This window comes from Bradyrhizobium sp. USDA 336 (genome assembly GCF_044908355.1).
Taxonomy (GTDB): Bacteria; Pseudomonadota; Alphaproteobacteria; order Rhizobiales; family Xanthobacteraceae; genus Bradyrhizobium; species Bradyrhizobium yuanmingense.
This window is the reverse complement of the sequence record NZ_JBIYDC010000002.1, coordinates 1-18240: the sequence shown is the minus strand read 5'-3', so window position 1 is coordinate 18240 and position 18240 is coordinate 1. Positions and strand designations below refer to the sequence as shown.

Here is an 18240-nt window from a genome sequence, read left to right as displayed (position 1 = left end):
CGTTCTTCGACGCGACGCCGACAGTTGTCAGGAGGAGGGGTGCGGGCGCCATACCGCCCGCTCTCACGACTTACCAAATCGTCTCATTTGAAAGGCAGGTGCGCCGCAATATCAGCCCGCAAGACGCGAGACGTTGCGGAATTCGCGCGGGCTGACGCCGGAATGATCGCGGAAGAAGCGCGTGAAGTGCGCCGGCTCCGGAAAACCGAAGCGCTCGCTGAGTTCCCCGAGCGGGGTGTCCTCGCGCATCACCGCATCCAGCGCCCGTTCCATGCGCACTACATTGAGATAGATTTTTGGCGAGACTCCGAGCGAGGTCTCGAACAGGCGGAAGAACTGCGCGCGCGAGAGGCCTGCGCCCCTCACGAACTGATCAACGTTGGCGTAAGAATCCCTGCTCCGCATGGCATCCATCGCGCGCCGGATCCGCCAGTCGCAACTCACGGCGCTCATGCCGCGGATCGAGTTTGGAAAGCTGCGCCAAGGCGTGAAGCGCTCGATCACCGCGATCATGAGATTCGACAGCATCTGCTCATGGGCATGCAGCGCGTCCGGATGCGCCATCATATCGGCAGCAAGGTGCAACGCGAGCTGGCGGATGCGCGGAGAAACCTCGCCCGACGGTTGCTCGAAGAAACCGGGCGCACCGCTGGCGGCCCAACCCGGCCGGAACTCCTTTAGCCATTCGGGCTCGATGTAGAGCGCTAAGATCAGGGTTCGCGGCCGGTTGACGTCATGCACATAAGCGTGCGGCTTCCAGCCGTCGACGAGCACGGCCGTCGAGTCCATGAGCGGATAGACCCGCTCGCCCACTAGGAAATGCGTGTCGGCGCCCTCGACCTTGAGCAGGACATGGCAGTGATGATGGGCGTGACGGACCAGGGACCGGTCCATGTCGAGCAGAGCGACCCTGCCGAATGCACCATGAGCGATGCGCAGGGCCGTCGACATCAAGTACCTCCCTTCAGGCTTTCCGATACGAATTGATTGGTCTGTGGGGCGTTAACATACACGCGACCGACCGGCAATGTCATCCATCTCAATTGCTGCCTTGCAGCACGACTGGCTTCCGCAACAGTCTCGCAGTGATGGCGCTGACACTGTCCCCGTACTGGGCACCGTAGTAATGCTTGCAAACATGATAAGCACGCCGCCCGTATCGAGCGAGTAGGTGATGGGAGGAGCGGGCTAATCGGCGGTGAAATGTCAGGATCCTCGCAAACTTCTAGCGATCGCCGAGGACAGCACCGTCGCGAGCAAGTTTGCGGCGGAATCGCGCGCAGCGCGTGGCCCAAGTTCCGGAGCCGCGCGTTGATATTCTTTAACTGCGACGAGCGCACTTCGAGAACGAGCCCGCATGGTGGCAAGCAGCCGATCGCTCTCACTCCCCAACGACGCATCGGGAAAGACGACTCCAACGAGCCCCCAGGACAATGCGGTTGGAGCGTCAATCTCGTTCAAGCTATAGACGAGATGCGCCAGCGCTTTCGGGGGAATCTTCCGCATCGCAGCTGACATTGCTAGGTTCGGTGGAAGATCGCGTTCCATTCATACAGGACGCCGCGGCGGCCGCCGGACTTCTGCTGCCGCTCAGTCTCGGCGCGGAAGGGAGTTGCCGGATAGGCGGCAACATCGGCACCAACGCCGGCGGGCTGTCGGTGGTCAGGTACGGGATGACGCGCGATCTGCTGCTCGGAATCGAGGCGGTGCTGGCGGACGGCACGGTGGTCTCCGACATGCGCAAGCTGCGGAAGAACAACACCGGCTACGACGTCAAACAGCGTTTCGTCGGAAGCGAGGGGACGCTCGGCATCGTCACCGGCGCAGTGTTGCGTCTCGCGCCCTTGCCGACCCGCCGCGCGACCGCCTGGCTGAAGCTCGCGAGCGGCGCGCCGCTTGCCGAGCTTCTCGCTCTGGTCCGCCGCGAATCCGCGGATCTGCTGACCGCATTCGAATTCATGGCGGCCCGATCGATCGCACTTGCGACCGATACAATGACCGATCCGCCCAGCCTTGGAGCCGGCCCAGCAGGCGCTGTCCTCGTCGAGTTCGCCTCTTCCTCACGCCATCTCGATCTCGACGAATTGATGGAAGCCGTGCTGGCCGAGGCGATCGAGGCCGGATGGCTCGACGACGCATTGCTGGCGCAGAGCGGATCGCAGCGGACCGCGATGTGGCGGCTCCGCGAGACCATCCCCGAGGGGGAGAAGCGCCGGAGCGGATCAGTAAAACACGACACCTCGGTACCGCTTTCCTCCATTCGGCGCTTCCTGGATCTGGCCGGCGCGCAGGTGCGATCGTATGACGCCGACCTTGAGCTGTCCGTCTACGACCATGTCAGCGACGGCAATCTGCACTACAACGTGCTCGTTCCTCCCAATGTCGACCGGCTGGAGTTCACCAAGCGGATCGAAGGCAGCCTGTCGCTGCAACTCTACGACACGGCCGCGGCGCTCGGCGGCACGTTCAGCGCGGAGCACGGCGTCGGGCGGTTCAAGAAGCACCTTCTGGAGCGGTACGGCGATCCTGGGCGCATCGCGGCAATGCGCCGGATCAAGACCGCCTTTGATCCGGCTGATATCATGAACTCCGACGCGGTCGTTCGTCCGCTGGACGAGACACCCGGCTCTTGAACCACCGTCCGGCGAGCTGGCGATACTTTCGTCCAGGCCCAAACGCTGCGCCCTCGGCTAAGCCCCTGGATCATCCAAATCGCTTTCTAAAGAAAAAGCCACCCCCCAAGGAGTGGCTCAAGTTGGGGAGGAAACGTTCCTTCGGAACTGCCGACTTCCGGCTCGATCTTCAGATGGCGGAGATGTCCAGCTTCGAGCCGTCGACCAGACGCGACAGCCGGAACGGTGTAGGATCGACGCAAGGCGTGTCGTTGACGACAAGGTCTGCGGCCAGATAGCCGAGCCCCGGGCCCAGACCGAAACCATGACCCGAGCAGCCCGCCGCGAGGACGAGGCCTTTCACCCCATCCACCTGCGACACCACAGGCACCGCGTCCGGCGTGCAATCGACGAAGCCGCCCCAGGCGCTATCGATCTTGATTTCGCCGAGTTGAGGGAAGGTTTTCCGGACACTCTCCACCACTTGGCTCACCAGCCATTTCAAGGGCGGAGGATCCAGCACGCGATTCCGTTCGAAGATCCGATCATCGGTGGTCAGCAGGGCCGACATTGAATCCGGCCCCGACACGAACGAGTGGCCGACGCCGAGCCTGACGTTCTTCAGGCGACGCAAGAATTGCGGCATGAATTCCCGGCTATACCTGATGGCCTGAGGCGTAATCTCGAGGTTCGCCTTGCCGCTGATCGCAAGCGTATAGCTGCCGTCCAGTCGACGCGTGATGGTGCAGTAGGGTGTGGAGACCGCCTCGCCTATGTTGATTGTCGGGGTAGAACGCAGCGCGGTCTGCCGGATGCTCGCTTGGGGGAAACTGATGCCGAGCGGCCGAAGGAAGCGCGAGGACCAGGCGCCGGCGGCGCACAGCACCGCGCTGGTTCTGATGTAGCCCTTCTCCGTGTGCACGCCAGCAATCTTGCCGTTGGCCAAGTCGAGCGCCCGCGCGGCGCATCCTTGGTGGATTGTGGCGCCCAGAGTTCTGGCCGCTTCGGCGATAGCCGGCGCAGCGAGCGCAGGTTCGGCCTTGCCGTCCCGCTCCGAATAGGTCCCGCCCACCCATTTGTCGCGCGCTTCCGGGACGCGCTCGGCCACCTCCGCCCGGCTCAGCACGCGCGTGTCGACGTTGTACTCCCTGGCGATCTCGCGCCACTTTTCCCAGCCGGCGAGCACAGCCTCGTCGTGGGTCGCATAGACGAGACCGCAGCGACGAAATCCGAGGTCCCGATTAATATCGCGCGTGAGCTCGTCCCACAGCCGCATGGACAGCACGGAGAGCGGCAGTTCGCGCCGGTCGCGGTTCTGCTGGCGGCACCAACCCCAGTTACGGCTCGATTGTTCACAGGCGACGTGGCCCTTCTCGAGCAGCGCCACGGAGAGGCCGCGCTTTGCCAGGTAATAGGCGGCCGTAGAGCCGAGAATGCCGCCGCCGATGATGACCACGTCCGCCTCGGCGGGAAGACGCTCATCGCTGTGAATGCGCTCGACGTGGGGTGACATGTTCCACCGAACCTCGGCTGCCAGGAATGCGGAAGCAAAGTTCCGATCAACCCTTCATCGCATCGTGCGCGCAACAGAATGTGCTGAAATCATCTAGAACTTCGCAAGATGCTCGGGTTTTTGAGCGCTTGATTGATACGAGCTGCTCAAGCGCTATCGAATCCCAGTTCGGCGCAGGGGCGGCGCGACTGCTCGCCCGTTGGATCGCACTCGACGGCGTTTAGAAACTCCCGTTTGCGTCGCGATGGTCGGCGACGCGAAATAGCGGCATCGGAACGTCGACGCCAATGTCGTCGCCTTTGATGAGCGCGACGAAGGGGCCTTTGGCATGTCCTAATCAGTCTTGTTACAGGTGCTGCAATCGAAGGTTTTCGAGGATGGCGAACCATTTGCAGCCTCTCCCACCTGGTCCCTATCGCTGCTCTAAACGCCGTTTCACGTTTTCAACCCCAAGCACGGGGCTTGTCAGAACTGGAAGACTGTGGGCCGTGCCCCGCACTGCCCGAGCCATCGAGGCCTGCGCAAAAACGACCACATCAACCTTCTGCGACAGCCCTTCGAGAGCTTGACGGATCTGCGCGTCATGGGCTTCGACGTCCCCATCGGCGAGGAGTTGAAACGCTCCCTCAACAAGTACATGGTCGATCGCTATCGCCTTGCCCGCCTCGCATGCCTGGCGCTTCAGCAAATCCACTGTCGGCACCAGCGTTGTGGATAAGGTCGCTAGGACGCCTATGCGGTTTCCAAGCTCTACAGCGGCTTTGGCCATACCTTCATCAATACGGAACAGCGGCACAGGGCAGAGCGCCACAATGGCATCGACTGCCGGTCCGAGAGTCGAGCATGTGACGACAACCGCATCTGCCCCGGCGTCGGCTGCCGACCATACGTAGGTCGCGAGCCTCCGTTTCGTCAGATCGGAGAGCGACCCGCACTCAATGGTGTTTCTCAAGAGGCTCTCGTCGAGGATCGCGAACGGCTTCCAATCGGGCAAATGTTTTTTGGCGAGGCCCTCGAACTCGGAAACGACGCCGGAAACCGTATGGATGAACGCCACCGTTTTGGCGGAACCTCTCGTACTTTGAACTGACATATTTAATTTCCATCTAGTCGCTGAGAGCTGAGTTGGCGGAAATGGATGTTTGGACCAGTTGTTCAACCTGTGCAGCGTGAGAACCCTCTTCTGGCGGAGTTCAGCAGATGCTTAGAAGTTTCTTCCACTTCCTCACCTCCGCAAACGGCGATCTCCAGGTCTTGGACTGCAATACCTGGCCGTGATTTGCCGGAAGGATTGCAGCATAGCTTTGGGGGGACGTCCGGATACGGTCCCCAGGTCGAAAGGATGTTGTTGCGGCGGCAGGCGCGCTCCAGTGCGTTGTGAACGACGGCTGGAACGTTCTTCGGAGGTGAAGGCGCATCATCAAATAACCGGCCGATCGCAGCGCAGACCAGTTTTGTGCGGTGCCAAGCAGATGTTGCCAGCATTCATCGGTAAAATCCGAGGACGGCCTTCGTCTCGAGATACTCCTCCATGCCCTCGATGCCGTATTCGCGGCCGTTCCCGGAGCGCTTGTAGCCGCCAAAAGGTGCGTTGGGGTCTCAGTCGGGATAATTGAGATGCACTTGGCCCGACTGAATCTGATGGGCGACCGCCCGTACCGTCTCCATATCGGTGCCCTGCACTTGCGCGCCGAGGCCGTAGACAGTGTCATTGGCGATCGCGATCGCCTCGTCCACGGTGTCGTAGGGAATGATCGACAGCACCGGGCCGAATATCTCCTCCTGCGCGATCCTCATGTCGGGACGGACGTTCGAGAAGATGGTCGGCCGCGCATAGAAGCCAATCCGAAGATCGCCGGGCCGCCCGGGCCCGCCGATGACGAGCTTGGCGCCTTCTTCCAGGCCGACACCGATCATGGCCTGGACTCGCTCGAATTGTGGACGGTTCGCAATCGGACCATGAGTCGTTCTTTCCGCAAGGGGATCGCCGACCACCAGTTCTGAAGCGGCCGCTGCCGCCAAAGTCTCGACTTCTTCCATGTGCGAGCGAGACACGAGCATACGCGTCGGTGCGCTGCAGGATTGGCCGAGATTGCGGAAGGCGGCGCCGACGCCGAGAGGAACAGCACGGCTGAGATCGGCGTCCGGCAAGACGATATTCGGCGACTTGCCGCCGAGCTCCTGGGCAACGCGCTTGACGGTGGGCGCCGCCGCTTGCGCAACGAGAACGCCGGCCCGCGTCGAGCCGGTGATCGAGATCATGTCGACCTCTGGATGCGACGCCAGAGCGGCGCCAACGATCGGACCTGTCCCATTGACGAGGTTAAAGACGCCGGGCGGACAATCCGCATTGTCCATCAACTCCGCGAATAGCAAAGCGCTCAGCGGCGACAGCTCACTCGGCTTTAACACTACCGTACAGCCTGCTGCGAGCGCCGGACCGACCTTGGCTGTGATTTGATAGAGAGGCCAATTCCATGGCGTTATAAGGCCGCAGACGCCGATTGGCTCGCGCATAATCGCGGTGCTGCCGCGCGCGGCGAGGAAAGGATAATTCGCGAGATTTTCGCGGGCGACGCGGATATGTTCGGCGGCCAACGGCACCTGAGCGCGACGCGCGTAGCTAATCGCAGCTCCCATCTCGCAGGTAAGCGCCTGCGCGAACAGCTCCAGGCGCTCAAGAAGCAAAGCGTGAATCCGGTCGAGCAGCGCCGCTCTCTCAGCGGGCCGTGTCGCGGACCAGCCGGCGAAGGCTCGTCTGGCGGCTGCGACGGCGCAGTCCACGTCATCGTCATCGCCGAGCGCGACGTCAGCAATCGGCTGCTCCGTCGCCGGATTGACCACGGTTGCTGTTGCCGCGACTGATCCGATCGGCTTCCGCCATTCTCCGTCGATGTAAAATCTTCCGAGGGGGCCAGCTTCCGTCAGGTGTCGAAGGGGCGAGGTCATTGGAAGCGATCCTTTCGGCGGCCTACCAGCCGCGCATCCGGGGCCATCGCGCTTCGATCGCCTCGCTGCCGGCGGAGACGACGTTGTACAACTCGTGTTGCGAGGCCGTCGCACAGGCGTGATTGGGGAGAATCCTGACCTTCGCGCCGATCGGAAGGTCGGGCAAAGCGCCCGACGACCCGGGCCTGATGGCGAGGATGCCGTGCTCCTGGCTCGCTTGCGAAACGATCAGGTCCGGATAGACCTTGCCGGCCACGTCGCAGACCACACCATATCCCTGGTCGACCCGCTGCGCCGCGGTGCCGCGGTCGCGCGAGAGCGCCATCCAGCCCGCATCGACCAAAATCCAACCCTTCTCAGACTTGGTGCCGATCACGGTAGCGAGCACCGAGATGGCGATGTCCTCCGTCGTACAGACACCAACACCGTGCATGACCAAGTCGAAGAACATGTAGACGCCCGCCCGCATTTCCGTGACGCCGGTCAGGTCTTCGGCGAAATGCGCTGTCGGCGTCGAGCCGACGCTCACAATTGGGCATTGGTGCCCGGCTGCCCGCAAGGCTTCCGCGGCGGCAACCGCCACCGCTCTCTCATTCTCCGCGGCCGTGACGAGAGCCTCGGGCGTGAAGAGGCTGTAGGATTCGCCGGCATGGGTAAGAACGCCGGCAAGCTTGACGCCGGCCTCGCCTAGCGCGACCGCGACAGCAATGAGCTTTGGATTGTTCGCGGTCAACCCGCCGCGGTGACCATCGCAGTCGATCTCGATGAACGCGGTCGGTGTCACACCAGCGGCACGACCGGAGGCGCCCAGCATTCTTGCCTGCTCCGGCGAATCGAGCAGTACTTTAAGGTCAACGCCTGCTTTGCGCAGACGCATCGCTCTTTCAGCTGTGTGGGGCGCCAGACCCACCGCATAAGTCATGTCGCGAAAACCGTGCCGCGCGAAGTAATCGGCTTCCGCCAGGGTAGAGACAGTAATCGGCCCCGATCCGGACGGATCGGCGCGTCGGGCCACATCAATCGATTTCGCGGTTTTCATGTGGGGACGCAGCACGACGCCCCGCTCCGCCATGCGCGAGGACAGGCGGGCGAGATTCCGATCGAGCCGATGCTCGTCGAGCAGGAGAGCCGGCGTTGCCAACGTGCCGAGCGTTGCGGCCGTCTCGGAGTTCTGGTGATCCGTTCCGCTCATCTCCTCGCGTCGCACGTCGATGTCTCCTAGCCGAACGACTGATTGGGAATCGCAAACACGCGCGCCGGCCCGCGCGAAAGCGCCGGCGTGCCCAGGATCATGGTGGTGGCATCGCCGACCTGCTCCAGGCCGATGCCTTCAAGCCAATCCCCGAGTTGCGATGTGGCAGAGGTGTCGATGCGGACAAAAACACTGCCGAGCCGCGCGAGCGCAGCCTCGATCAGCGCCTGCGCATCGGTCGCGGTTTCGGCGACGACAGGACCGATGACATGCCCGCGGCCGAACAGCCGGGAAATGGCGTAGCCGCGGGCCGTGCCGTCGCGCTGCAGGACATAGCCATCACCGCTTTTGAGCAGCTTTTCGAGCATGTGTCGTCTCTCCAAGCCCGTAGCGTCGCGATCGAGTCGCATGATCGCCTCGAAATCCGAGGCAGCCATCGGCCTGACGAGCCCCGGCGGCGGCTCATGGCGTCCTCTAGGAAGTCCCTGATGCTGGTGGATGACCCCGACGGGGACGAAACCGCGCCGCTGGTAAAGCGCCTGGCCTTCGGCGGTCGAATTCAGCGCAATGCTTCGTGGACGCGCGGACGTCAACAACGCATCCATGAGCCGGGCCCCATAGCCACGGCCCTGAGCAGTCTTCGCGACGATGATCATACCAGCGGAAGCATGGGTCTCGCCATACGGCCACCATGCCGCGGTCCCGATCACCGTCCCAGCCCGCTCCAGAACAAAGCCTTGGCCCAGCTGTAGCGCGACATCCCAATCTTCGAGCCGATAGGGCCAGGACATTTCCTGCGAGAGCTTCAGGGCGCCCTCCAGATGCAACTTGGCGAACGGAACCAGCACTGCGGCTCGATCGTCGCGATCTCCGGCCTTGTAGGCTGCGGGCTTCATCATTGGTCGACGTTTCTCTTGCTCGCTGTACTTGTCGCCAGGACCTGATTGACGGTGAGGGCCACCTGATCCTCGCATCGTCCGCACTGTACGTTGCACCAGACAGCATTACACAATTGGACTGGAGCAAAGTTCGGCATAGAATTTCATTGTTCGTGGCTCGAGGCGGGCAATCTGCGGTCAGCGGCGGGCGCGCCAAGACGCCGTTCGAAGGCGGGCCGTCAGAGCTGCCGCGGCGCGGAGTTCGAAAGTCGGCGTCATACTTACCCCCAATCGTCGCTAGGGCGCCATTTCGGCGATCATCATGGGGATTTCCCCACGTAGCATACGCAACATGCGCTCGAAGTGACCCGGATCGTGTGGCTTTAAGAGCGTAGCATTGCGGGGCAGATATAAGTCCCAAAGGCGCGACAGTAAAAACCGAAACGCCGCAGCGCGCTGCATGGAAGTAGCAAGCGTTCCGAGGGAGCTAGTTTGCTTCTCTCATATCCTGCCGTGCTCAGCCGCGGCTTGGCGCGAGCTGATCAGATGTGGTCGTTTCGAACATCGAGGGCATCGCGCAAGCCATCGCCGATGAAGTTAAAGCTCGTCACTGCGATCGTAATCGCGGCGCCGGGAATGATGGCGAGCCATGGAGCGCTCGCCAGATATTGCTGGGCGCCGTTGAGCATGTTGCCCCAGCTCGGCAGCGGCGGCTGAATCCCATAACCTAGAAAGCTGATATAGGCTTCGAGAAGGATCGCGCGGGCAACCGTCAAACTGGCGGCGACGATGATCGGGCCCATGGCGTTGGGCAAGATCTCCCTGAACATGATATGCGTTCCGCTCAAGCCGAGCATTCGACTGGCCTGGACAAACTCGCGTTCGCGTAGCGAGCGAACCTCGGTCTCGACGATGCGGGCAACTTCCATCCATTTCGTGAGCGCAATGATAACCGTGATCATGAGGGGGCTCGGCCGCAAAGCTGCAGCCAGCGCCAGCACGAGAAAGATCGACGGAAAGGACAGGAACCCATCGACCGTCCGCATCAGGACTGCGCTGATCCAGCCGCCGCGATATCCTGCGACCACGCCGACCAGTGCTCCGATCACGATCGATATCAGCATCGCCGAAAATCCCACCAGCAGCGAGATCCGTCCTGCCATCAGCAGTCGAGCCGCCAGGTCCCGTCCGAGCGGATCGGTGCCAAGATAATGATTTCCGGTCATCGGAGGAGCGAAGCGTGCGCGCAAGTCAATGTTGAGAGAGTCATATGGCAGCAGATACGGGCCCACGACGCATGCCAGCGTCAGCAGCGTGATCATTGCCAGACCCAGCAGCGCCAGGCGATGGTTCATGAAGCGGTATGCCGCGCGGCTGTGCCACCATCGGCTTGGCGCTGTGCTTACGGCGAGAGCGGTCATAACGGTCGGCTCCTTGCAGGGCGTTGCGGATTCAAGCCAGACGTATGCGCGGGTCGACAATAGCGACGACGATGTCCGCAATCAGGTTTCCGAGAATGACCAGGACGGCGGAGAACATCAGCAGCCCCATCACGACCGGGTAGTCGCTGTAGTTGAGGCTGTCCAGAAACAGGCGTCCCATTCCCGGCCAGGTAAAGACGGTCTCGGTCACCAATGCGCCGGTCAGAATGCTGGGCAACTGCACTCCGGCCAGCGTGATCATCGGCAGGAGCGCGTTACCGACGACATGCTTCATCAAGACCCGGCGCTCGCTCACGCCTTTGGCGCGCGCCGTCTTCACGAAATCCTGGCTGATGGCGTCGAGCGTTGCCGTCCGCATGTAGCGGCTCCAGACCGCCACATGGACCAGCGACAGCACGATGCTCGGCAGGATGAGGTGATGCAGATAGTTCAGCGCCGAGCCGTCGCCGATCGTGTACATGTTGCCCGCTGGCAACCAGCCCAGCCGCAGCGAGAAGATGTAGATCCCGACGAGCCCGAACCAGAAGGTAGGAATCGACAGTGCGACCATGGCTCCGGCGGTCGCCAGATAATCGAACAGGGAATAACGGTGCGTGGCGCCACGAATGCCGATCCAGGTGCCGACCGCTATCGCGATCATCGTCGATGTGCCCATGAGAAGGAGCGTGGCAAAGACGTGCCGGCCGATGACCGTCAGCACCGGCGTGCCGCCGCGGAAGGAATGGCCCCAATCACCCTGAACGAGGCGCCACGCCCAATCGAGATACTGGATCCACAGCGGCCGGTTGAGCCCGAGTTGCTCCTTGATGCGGGCGATATCCGCCTGTGTCATCCCTGGATCGAGCCCCTGTTGCGACAGGGGGCCGCCCGGGCTGATGCTCAGGATGACGAAGCCGATCATCGAAACGATCACCAGCAGCACGAGGCTCTGCGAAAGACGGCTGAGCAGGAATGCGCGCATTTGGCCCTCAGTAACGTGATAGTGCCATTGGATGGCCGCCGGCCTTCCCGAAAGTTGAGCGGCGGCCGCCGTGCTCAAGCCGTCCGATACCAGCTCGCGGCATTCCACGATTCTGTGCGGGTGTTGGGGTTCGGTACCACGCCTCGAATCGCGCTCTTGCACCCATGGACGGACGTGCTCTGGTACAGCGGCATGAAGGGCAGGTCGCGACGGACCAGTTCCTGGACCTTGTGGTAGATCGCACGCCGCTCATCGGGATCGAAGGAGCGGGCGCCCTTATCGAGAAGGGCATCGACTTCCGGATTGGCATACTGAGCGGTGTTCGAGCCACGACCGCCTTTCGCAGCAATTGCCCGCGAATGAAATCGATTCGTCACGTCCGGATCGGCGCCGATCAGATAGGTGATGCCCGCGAACATCGTATCGAATTGCGACTTGACCCAGAAATCGCCGAAGATCACCGCTGAGGGCAAGTTCGATATCGTCATCTCGATGCCGATCTCGGCCAGTGACTGCTTGAGGAATTGCTGAACCTGCTCGCGCAGATGGTCGCCTGATGTCGCCGAATTCGCGAAGGACAGACGCACCCCATCCTTGGCGCGGATACCGTCGCGCCCCGGCAGCCAGCCCGCCTTATCCAGGATCTCTCGCGCCTGCTTCGGGCTGAACTCCTGAACCGGCAGGTTCGGATTATGATAGAACGATTGCCGCGGCATGAAGGTTTCCGTGGCGTTCGGCACGCCATAGTAGAGCCCTTCGAGGATCGCTTTCCTGTCGATGGCGGCATAGATCGCCTGGCGGACCGCAAGCTCTTTGAACTGCGGCCGCTCGAGGTTGAAATAGATCGTCTCGACCGAGGACCTCGGCACCAGCGTCACCACACGGTCCGGCAGCTTGCGGGCCTCCTGGTAATTGTCAGGCGTGATGTAAGCCTGACCGACGAGGTCGATGTCGCCACTCTTGAATTGAGTGTAGAGGACCGTGAGGTCAGGGATGTACTTGAAGACCAGTTGATTGATGTAGGGACCTTCGCCGAAATAGTCGGGATTGGCGACAAGCTCCAGATGGTCGCCTGCTACGCGTTTGCCCCATTTGAAAGCACCGGTGCCGACCGGAGCTTGATTGAAGGCGGCTGTGTTCGGGTCCGCCTCCTTCTCCAGGATATGCTTGGGGACGATGAAGGTTTCGGTCAGGAACGACAGGTAGGGCGCGAAGGCCTCTTCCATGCGCCAAGTGATCTCCTGTGGCGATACCACCGTGATGTCGCGGACAAGGGAATGACCCGCGGTACGCCAACTGCGGAATTTTGGGTTGGTGATGAGCTCGAGGGTGAATTTGACATCCTCGGCCGTGAAGGGAGCGCCGTCGTGCCAGCGAACGTTGTCGCGCAGGCGGACTCGCCATTTAAGGCCGTCCTCCGAGATACCGCCGTTCTTCTGGCTCGGGACCTCCGCGGCGAGATTCGGCTGGATGACGCCCTTGGGATCGACGCGGAACAGGGCATCGAAGACGGAGAAATGAACGCCATCGTCGACCTCGATCTTCACCATCAGGGGATTGAAGATCGTGGGCTCCTGGGAAAGCCCGACGATGATGCGGCCAGTCGGCTTTTCCGGACGAGTCTGGCCGTAAGCCGGCTTGCCGAGCAGGTTGGGCGCGAGCAGGCTGGCTGCCCCGCCCATGGCCATTACGCGCAGCGCGTCGCGTCGTGAGTAGCTCGAATTTCCAGAGCGTTTTGTCATCGTATCTCCCTCCAGATGGCGCTGTCCGCCGTGGCTCTCATGAACTTGCCGCTAAGGCCCGTGCGCCGCCCTGCTGCTCCCCGGGAATCGCTGCGACCAGTTCGCGCGTGTAGGCCGACTGCGGGCGCAGAAAAATCTGCGACGGCGGCCCGCTCTCGACGACCCGGCCCTTGTGCATGACCGCGATCTCATCACAGATTTGGCTGGCGACACGCAGGTCATGGGTGATGAAGATCATCGAGACGCCGGTCTCGCGCTGGATCTGGTCCAGCAGCTTGAGGATCTGCGCCTGGATCGACACGTCGAGCGCGGAGACCGCCTCGTCGGCAATCAGGAGCTTCGGCTTGAACATCAGCGCGCGGGCGATGCCTATGCGCTGACGTTGCCCGCCGGAGAACTCGTGCGGGTAGCGGCCGAAAGCTCCGGCATCGAGACCGACACGCGACAGCAGCGACCGTGCCTGGTCGCACGCCTTCGCGTAAGGCATTCCATGCGCGGCCGGACCTACGGTCAGGATCTGTCCAACCGTCGAGCGCGGATTGAGCGAGGCGAAGGGATCCTGGAAGATCATCTGGATTTGCGGCCGTAGCGGACGGAGTTCGGCCTCCGAGAGCTTGGCGACGTCGCGACCTTCGAACAGGATCCGGCCGTCGTCGCTGTCGAGCAGCTTGATCAACAGCCGGCCCAGCGAGGACTTGCCCGAGCCGCTTTCGCCGACGACCCCCAACGTGTGTCCGGGCGCCAGATCGAACGATACTTGGTTCACCGCCGGCACGATCCGCTGTTTTCCGAACAGCGCGCTGCCACTGCGGTAGGTCTTCACCAGCCCCTCGACCTTGAGGATCGGCTCGTTGGCCGGAGCTTCTACAAGAGCACGGTCTTCGCCCGTCAAGTGCGGGACTGCTGCGATGAGGCGCCTTGTGTAGGGATGACTGGGCGACTGCAGAACCTGGACAGCGCCGCCCTGTTCGACGATGTGCCCCTTCTCCATGACCAAAACGCTGTCGGCGATTTCGGCCACGACGCCGAAGTCATGGGTGATGAACATGACGCTCATCCCCTTGCGGCGCTGAATGTCGCGGATCAGCTTGAGGATTTGCGCCTGGGTCGTGACGTCGAGAGCCGTCGTCGGCTCGTCCGCGATCAGGATGGCGGGCTCGAGGGCCAGCGCCATGGCGATCATCACCCGCTGCCGCTGCCCGCCCGAAAGCCGGAAGGGATATTGGTGATACATGAGCTGCGGATCAGGCAGACCCACTTCAATCAACAAGTCTATGGCCCGGCTGCGACGCGAGGCCGGCGTGCCGACGTCGTGCGCAGCCATCACCTCCTCGATCTGCGCACCCACGGTCATCAGGGGATTGAGCGCCGAGAGAGGGTCTTGGAAGATCATCGAAACGACGCGGCCACGCAGGCTCCGGAGCTTGTCGGGCGGGAGGCCTACGATGTTCATTCCGTCCAGGTGGATCGCACCCGAGGAGACCCGGATCACCTTCGGCAGAAGGCCCATGATCGCGTTGGCGGTGACCGACTTGCCCGATCCGGATTCCCCGATGATACAGAGAATCTGTCCGCGTTTCAGATCGAAGGAGATGTTCTCGACGGCGTGGGCCCGCTCCATTCCTTTCGGCAGACTCACGGTCAGCTCGCGCACCGACAGCGCGACATCGGCGGGACTTGCCACCTGGATGCCAGAGACCATGCGAGCACCCTCCTCTTTCAAGCCAGTGCCGTCATCTTGGTGCGGCCGGCGCCTTCGGCTCCTTGCGCCTCCACGCTCCTTGGACAGGTCAATAATTCGCCGCTCAACTTGCCATTCCTTCATTGGAGGCTGCGACATGATTCAGGTCTCTTCGCGCAAGAAGCAAGAGCTGTTGCTCGGAGCGCAGTGCCGACCTGATCGGCCAACTCGATCGAAGCGAACCTCAGACGGCATCCACGTCATGGCTTGATCGCTTCCGCGAAGGCCTGTTCATGGACACGGCTCATGAAAGTTGCCTCTATGGACTTGGCCGATCGATCAGTTGGTTCTGTCGATCTTGACGATTTCAATCACCGCGGAGTCGCCGAAAGCCGGCATCCTGGCAGCACGAACTTCTGAAAACGAAGTCCGATTTGGCATTTCAATCTGCGCCGCCGGGCCTGTCGTGACCCCTGCCACGAAGGCGCGCGACGGATCGCAGGAACACGTGCATCAGTCTCGCCGCCTGCAAGCTGCGACGCAAGCAAGGTATTTTCGCAATATTAGCCTGCGTCAAAGGCAGTAAACCGCAGGATATTCGGTCTCACGACGAAAGTCCGCGGGGGCTGCCGCAATTCCTCGGTTACGCTACGGCGACCACCGGAGATCCCTGTCGGATGAGCGCGCCGCTCCTGCATATCGAATCCAGTCCGTCCCTTCCTCGTGAAGCGGACGTCGTCGTCATCGGCGGCGGCGTCGTAGGCGTGTTCACAAGCTACTATCTCGCGCGTCGCGGCCTCAAGGTTGCCTTGCTCGAGAAGGGCCGCGTCGCCGCCGAGCAGTCCAGCCGCAACTGGGGATGGTGCCGCCAACAGAACCGCGACGCACGCGAGCTGCCGCTTGCGACCAAGAGCCTCGATCTCTGGGAACGAGTTGCCCAGGAAACGGGTGAAGACACGGGCTTTCGCCGCTGCGGCCTGTTGTATTTGTCGAACGACGAGAATGAGCTGGCGGGCTGGGCCAAGTGGGGGGACTTCGCCAGGACCGTTGGCGTCACGACGCATATGTTGAGCTCGGAAGAGGCGAGCGGTCGGGGCAAGGCGACGGGTCGTAAGTGGAAGGGCGGCGTCTTCTCACCGACAGACGGGACGGCGGACACTTCAAAAGCCGTCCCCATCGCCGCGCGTGCGATCATGGCGGCAGGCGGTACCGTGCACCAGCTCTGCGCCGCGCGCGGCATCGAGCTCAGCGCCGGTCGGGTCAGCGGGGTGGTGACCGAGGCCGGCACGATCCGGACGAAAACGGTGGTGATGGCGGGAGGCGCGTGGGCTTCTTCGTTCTGCAACCAGCTTGGAATTCGTTTCCCTCAGGCATCGGTGCGCCAATCCATTCTCGCCGTGGCTCCTGGTGCAGCCGGCCTGCCTGATGCTCTGCACACTGCGCAGCTGTCGCTCACACGGCGCGGCAACGGCGGATACACGCTCGCCATCAGCGGGCGCGCGCGAGTCGATCCGACGCCGCAGCAGGTCAGGTTCGGCCGCGAATTCCTCCCCATGTTCGCCCGCCGCTGGCGAAGCCTCAGCCCCGGGGCCTTCGAGGGCATGCGGCAAGGCCACGAATCCCTGGCGAAATGGAGGCTCGATGAAGTGACCCCGATGGAGCTGAACCGAACGCTCAATCCCCGCCCCGACATGAGGCAGATTCGGCTGACGCATCGACGCGCGTGCGAGCTGGTCCCCGAGCTGCGGCAACTCGCGATCTCAAGCGTCTGGGCCGGCTACATCGACAGCACACCGGACGGCATTCCGGCAATCGGCGAAGTTGAATCCATTCCAGGCTTCATCCTCGCGGCGGGGTTCAGTGGCCACGGCTTCGGGATCGGGCCCGGCACCGGGCACATGATCGCCGACATCATCACCGGTCGGGCACCGATCGTCGACCCGCGTCCCTACAGGCCGGAACGGCTGAGAATGAGCGCCTGGGGCAAGGTCAGCGAGTTCTGAATTGCAGTTTCCGCCTCGTTGGGAAAAGCTGCTGGTTGATGCTATGAAGATGCATATGACGCTGAAAACTCAAAGCCCCGACGCCGTTGTCGGCCTCATCTGATGGCATTGCTATGAAGCTCGATAAGATCGACATCAGGATTTTATGCGAACTGCAGAAGAACGGGCGCATTTCCAACGTCGAGCTCGCAGAGCTGATAAATCTTTCGCCGAGCCCGTGCCTGATGCGCGTCAAGAGGCTCCAGACGGAGGGCTTCATCACCGGCTATTCCGCCCAGATCGATGTTGCCAAGCTCGGACAAACTCTGACGGTCTTCGCTGAAATCACCTTGAAAAATCACCGGCAGATCGATTTCGCGCGCTTTCTCACGACGATTGAAAAGATCGATTCCGTCGTCGAGTGCCATCTCGTTTCGGGCGGATACGACTATCTCGTCAAGTTCATCACGGCGGGGATCAGCGAATACCAGGCGGTCATGGAACGCCTGGTCGAGATGGATATCGGTATCGACAAGTATTTCAGCTTCGTCGTGCTGAAGTCCCCGATCGTGAAATCCCATCTTCCGCTCGAAAGCATCTTCAATGGCTAAGAACAATGGCGCCGACCGGCAGCGCAGCGATCATCCCTTCATCGCCGCACGGACGTCCTTGTCTTCGAGCGTTTGGTCGAGTGTAGTCTTTGTCCGCTCAATAATGCCATCGATGTCCCCATCCGTGCAGCACAGCGGCGGCGCATAGCCCAGCACGCCTTGCGCGAAGGCGCGGATCACGAGACCATTGTCCCATGCGCGGTCGAAGATGCGACGCGCCGCGTCGGCTTCCGCCGGCAGAGGCGTCTTGAGTTCCTTGTCAGTCACGAGCTCGATAGCAGCCAGCATACCGCGACCCCTGACATCGCCGACGAGCGGATGATCGGCAAGCGCGCGAAGACCTTCCATCAGGCGGTGCCCGGCCTTCCGGCCGTTTTCCAACAGGCCGTTTTCATAGAGATCAAGGCACGCGAGCCCAACGGCTGCGCTGACGGGATGCGCGGAATAGGTGTAGCCGTGGCCGACGGCCGCCTTGCCGGCGCCGTCGGCAATCGTGTTGTAGACGCCGTCGGACATGAGAACGGCCCCCATCGGCACGTACCCCGAGGTCAGCCCCTTTGCCGTGGTCATGAGATCCGGCACGACATCATCTTCCTCGCAGGCAAAGAGCGGACCGACACGGCCAAAGCCGGTGATGACCTCATCGGCCACGAACAGAATATCGTGCTCCTTGCAGA

13 protein-coding genes and 1 pseudogene are annotated in these 18240 nt (G+C 62.1%); 3 read left to right on the top strand and 11 right to left on the bottom strand.

Going from position 1 to position 18240, the window contains the following annotated elements; all coding sequences use genetic code 11:
- Positions 1–111: 111 nt before the first annotated feature.
- A complete protein-coding gene (locus ABIA45_RS00790; protein ID WP_271543967.1) occupies positions 112–951 on the bottom strand; it encodes an AraC family transcriptional regulator in 840 nt (279 codons plus the stop codon).
- Between the two features lie 488 nt (positions 952–1439).
- Between ABIA45_RS00790 and ABIA45_RS00785 the strand changes: the two genes are divergently transcribed.
- A complete protein-coding gene (locus ABIA45_RS00785) occupies positions 1440–2633 on the top strand; it encodes an FAD-binding oxidoreductase (RefSeq protein ID WP_404539105.1) in 1194 nt (397 codons plus the stop codon).
- A 169-nt stretch (positions 2634–2802) separates the two neighbouring features.
- Here ABIA45_RS00785 and ABIA45_RS00780 read toward each other — a convergent pair whose 3' ends face one another.
- From ABIA45_RS00780 to ABIA45_RS00740, 9 genes and pseudogenes are all read right to left on the bottom strand, one after another.
- The gene (locus ABIA45_RS00780) at positions 2803–4125 is read right to left on the bottom strand and encodes an NAD(P)/FAD-dependent oxidoreductase (protein WP_404650879.1); all 1323 of its coding nucleotides are present in this window, start codon (positions 4123–4125) and stop codon (positions 2803–2805) included.
- A gap of 412 nt (positions 4126–4537) precedes the next feature.
- Positions 4538–5218, bottom strand: a complete 681-nt coding sequence (locus tag ABIA45_RS00775; protein WP_271543961.1) for an aspartate/glutamate racemase family protein — start codon at positions 5216–5218, stop codon at positions 4538–4540.
- 392 nt (positions 5219–5610) lie between these two features.
- Positions 5611–7074: pseudogene (locus ABIA45_RS00770) on the bottom strand (aldehyde dehydrogenase family protein).
- Positions 7075–7096: 22 nt separating this feature from the next.
- The gene (locus tag ABIA45_RS00765) at positions 7097–8266 is read right to left on the bottom strand and encodes an alanine racemase (protein ID WP_404655593.1); all 1170 of its coding nucleotides are present in this window, start codon (positions 8264–8266) and stop codon (positions 7097–7099) included.
- 26 nt (positions 8267–8292) lie between these two features.
- Positions 8293–9165 carry a GNAT family N-acetyltransferase gene (locus ABIA45_RS00760; RefSeq protein WP_271543957.1) on the bottom strand — a complete coding sequence of 291 codons (873 nt, stop codon included), beginning with the start codon at positions 9163–9165 and terminating at the stop codon, positions 8293–8295.
- A 521-nt stretch (positions 9166–9686) separates the two neighbouring features.
- Complete coding sequence (locus ABIA45_RS00755; protein WP_128263189.1) at positions 9687–10565, bottom strand: ABC transporter permease; 879 nt, start codon at positions 10563–10565, stop codon at positions 9687–9689.
- Positions 10566–10596: 31 nt separating this feature from the next.
- Entirely contained in the window at positions 10597–11547 is a 951-nt protein-coding gene (locus ABIA45_RS00750) for an ABC transporter permease (protein ID WP_128263188.1), read from the bottom strand.
- Between the two features lie 74 nt (positions 11548–11621).
- The gene (locus tag ABIA45_RS00745) at positions 11622–13289 is read right to left on the bottom strand and encodes a peptide ABC transporter substrate-binding protein (protein ID WP_275511561.1); all 1668 of its coding nucleotides are present in this window, start codon (positions 13287–13289) and stop codon (positions 11622–11624) included.
- A gap of 37 nt (positions 13290–13326) precedes the next feature.
- Positions 13327–14991, bottom strand: a complete 1665-nt coding sequence (locus ABIA45_RS00740) for an ABC transporter ATP-binding protein (RefSeq protein WP_404655592.1) — start codon at positions 14989–14991, stop codon at positions 13327–13329.
- 656 nt (positions 14992–15647) lie between these two features.
- Here ABIA45_RS00740 and ABIA45_RS00735 point away from each other — a divergent pair.
- Both ABIA45_RS00735 and ABIA45_RS00730 read left to right on the top strand, forming a co-directional pair.
- Positions 15648–16973, top strand: a complete 1326-nt coding sequence (locus ABIA45_RS00735; RefSeq protein ID WP_404650878.1) for an NAD(P)/FAD-dependent oxidoreductase — start codon at positions 15648–15650, stop codon at positions 16971–16973.
- Between the two features lie 113 nt (positions 16974–17086).
- A complete protein-coding gene (locus tag ABIA45_RS00730; protein ID WP_027544593.1) occupies positions 17087–17563 on the top strand; it encodes an Lrp/AsnC family transcriptional regulator in 477 nt (158 codons plus the stop codon).
- Between the two features lie 30 nt (positions 17564–17593).
- On the opposite strand, the gene ABIA45_RS00725 is transcribed toward ABIA45_RS00730, so the two are convergent.
- Positions 17594–18240 (bottom strand): aminotransferase class III-fold pyridoxal phosphate-dependent enzyme (locus tag ABIA45_RS00725; RefSeq protein WP_404650877.1); only part of this gene is annotated, 647 nt, incomplete at its 5' end.

Coding starts and splice junctions, on each gene's coding strand:
- ABIA45_RS00790 (WP_271543967.1), bottom strand. CDS start 951: ATGTCGACGGCCCTGCGCATCGCTCATGGTGCATTCGGCAGGGTCGCT.
- ABIA45_RS00780 (WP_404650879.1), bottom strand. CDS start 4,125: ATGTCACCCCACGTCGAGCGCATTCACAGCGATGAGCGTCTTCCCGCC.
- ABIA45_RS00775 (WP_271543961.1), bottom strand. CDS start 5,218: ATGTCAGTTCAAAGTACGAGAGGTTCCGCCAAAACGGTGGCGTTCATC.
- ABIA45_RS00765 (WP_404655593.1), bottom strand. CDS start 8,266: ATGAGCGGAACGGATCACCAGAACTCCGAGACGGCCGCAACGCTCGGC.
- ABIA45_RS00760 (WP_271543957.1), bottom strand. CDS start 9,165: ATGATGAAGCCCGCAGCCTACAAGGCCGGAGATCGCGACGATCGAGCC.
- ABIA45_RS00755 (WP_128263189.1), bottom strand. CDS start 10,565: ATGACCGCTCTCGCCGTAAGCACAGCGCCAAGCCGATGGTGGCACAGC.
- ABIA45_RS00750 (WP_128263188.1), bottom strand. CDS start 11,547: ATGCGCGCATTCCTGCTCAGCCGTCTTTCGCAGAGCCTCGTGCTGCTG.
- ABIA45_RS00745 (WP_275511561.1), bottom strand. CDS start 13,289: ATGACAAAACGCTCTGGAAATTCGAGCTACTCACGACGCGACGCGCTG.
- ABIA45_RS00740 (WP_404655592.1), bottom strand. CDS start 14,991: ATGGTCTCTGGCATCCAGGTGGCAAGTCCCGCCGATGTCGCGCTGTCG.
- ABIA45_RS00735 (WP_404650878.1), top strand. CDS start 15,648: ATGAGCGCGCCGCTCCTGCATATCGAATCCAGTCCGTCCCTTCCTCGT.
- ABIA45_RS00730 (WP_027544593.1), top strand. CDS start 17,087: ATGAAGCTCGATAAGATCGACATCAGGATTTTATGCGAACTGCAGAAG.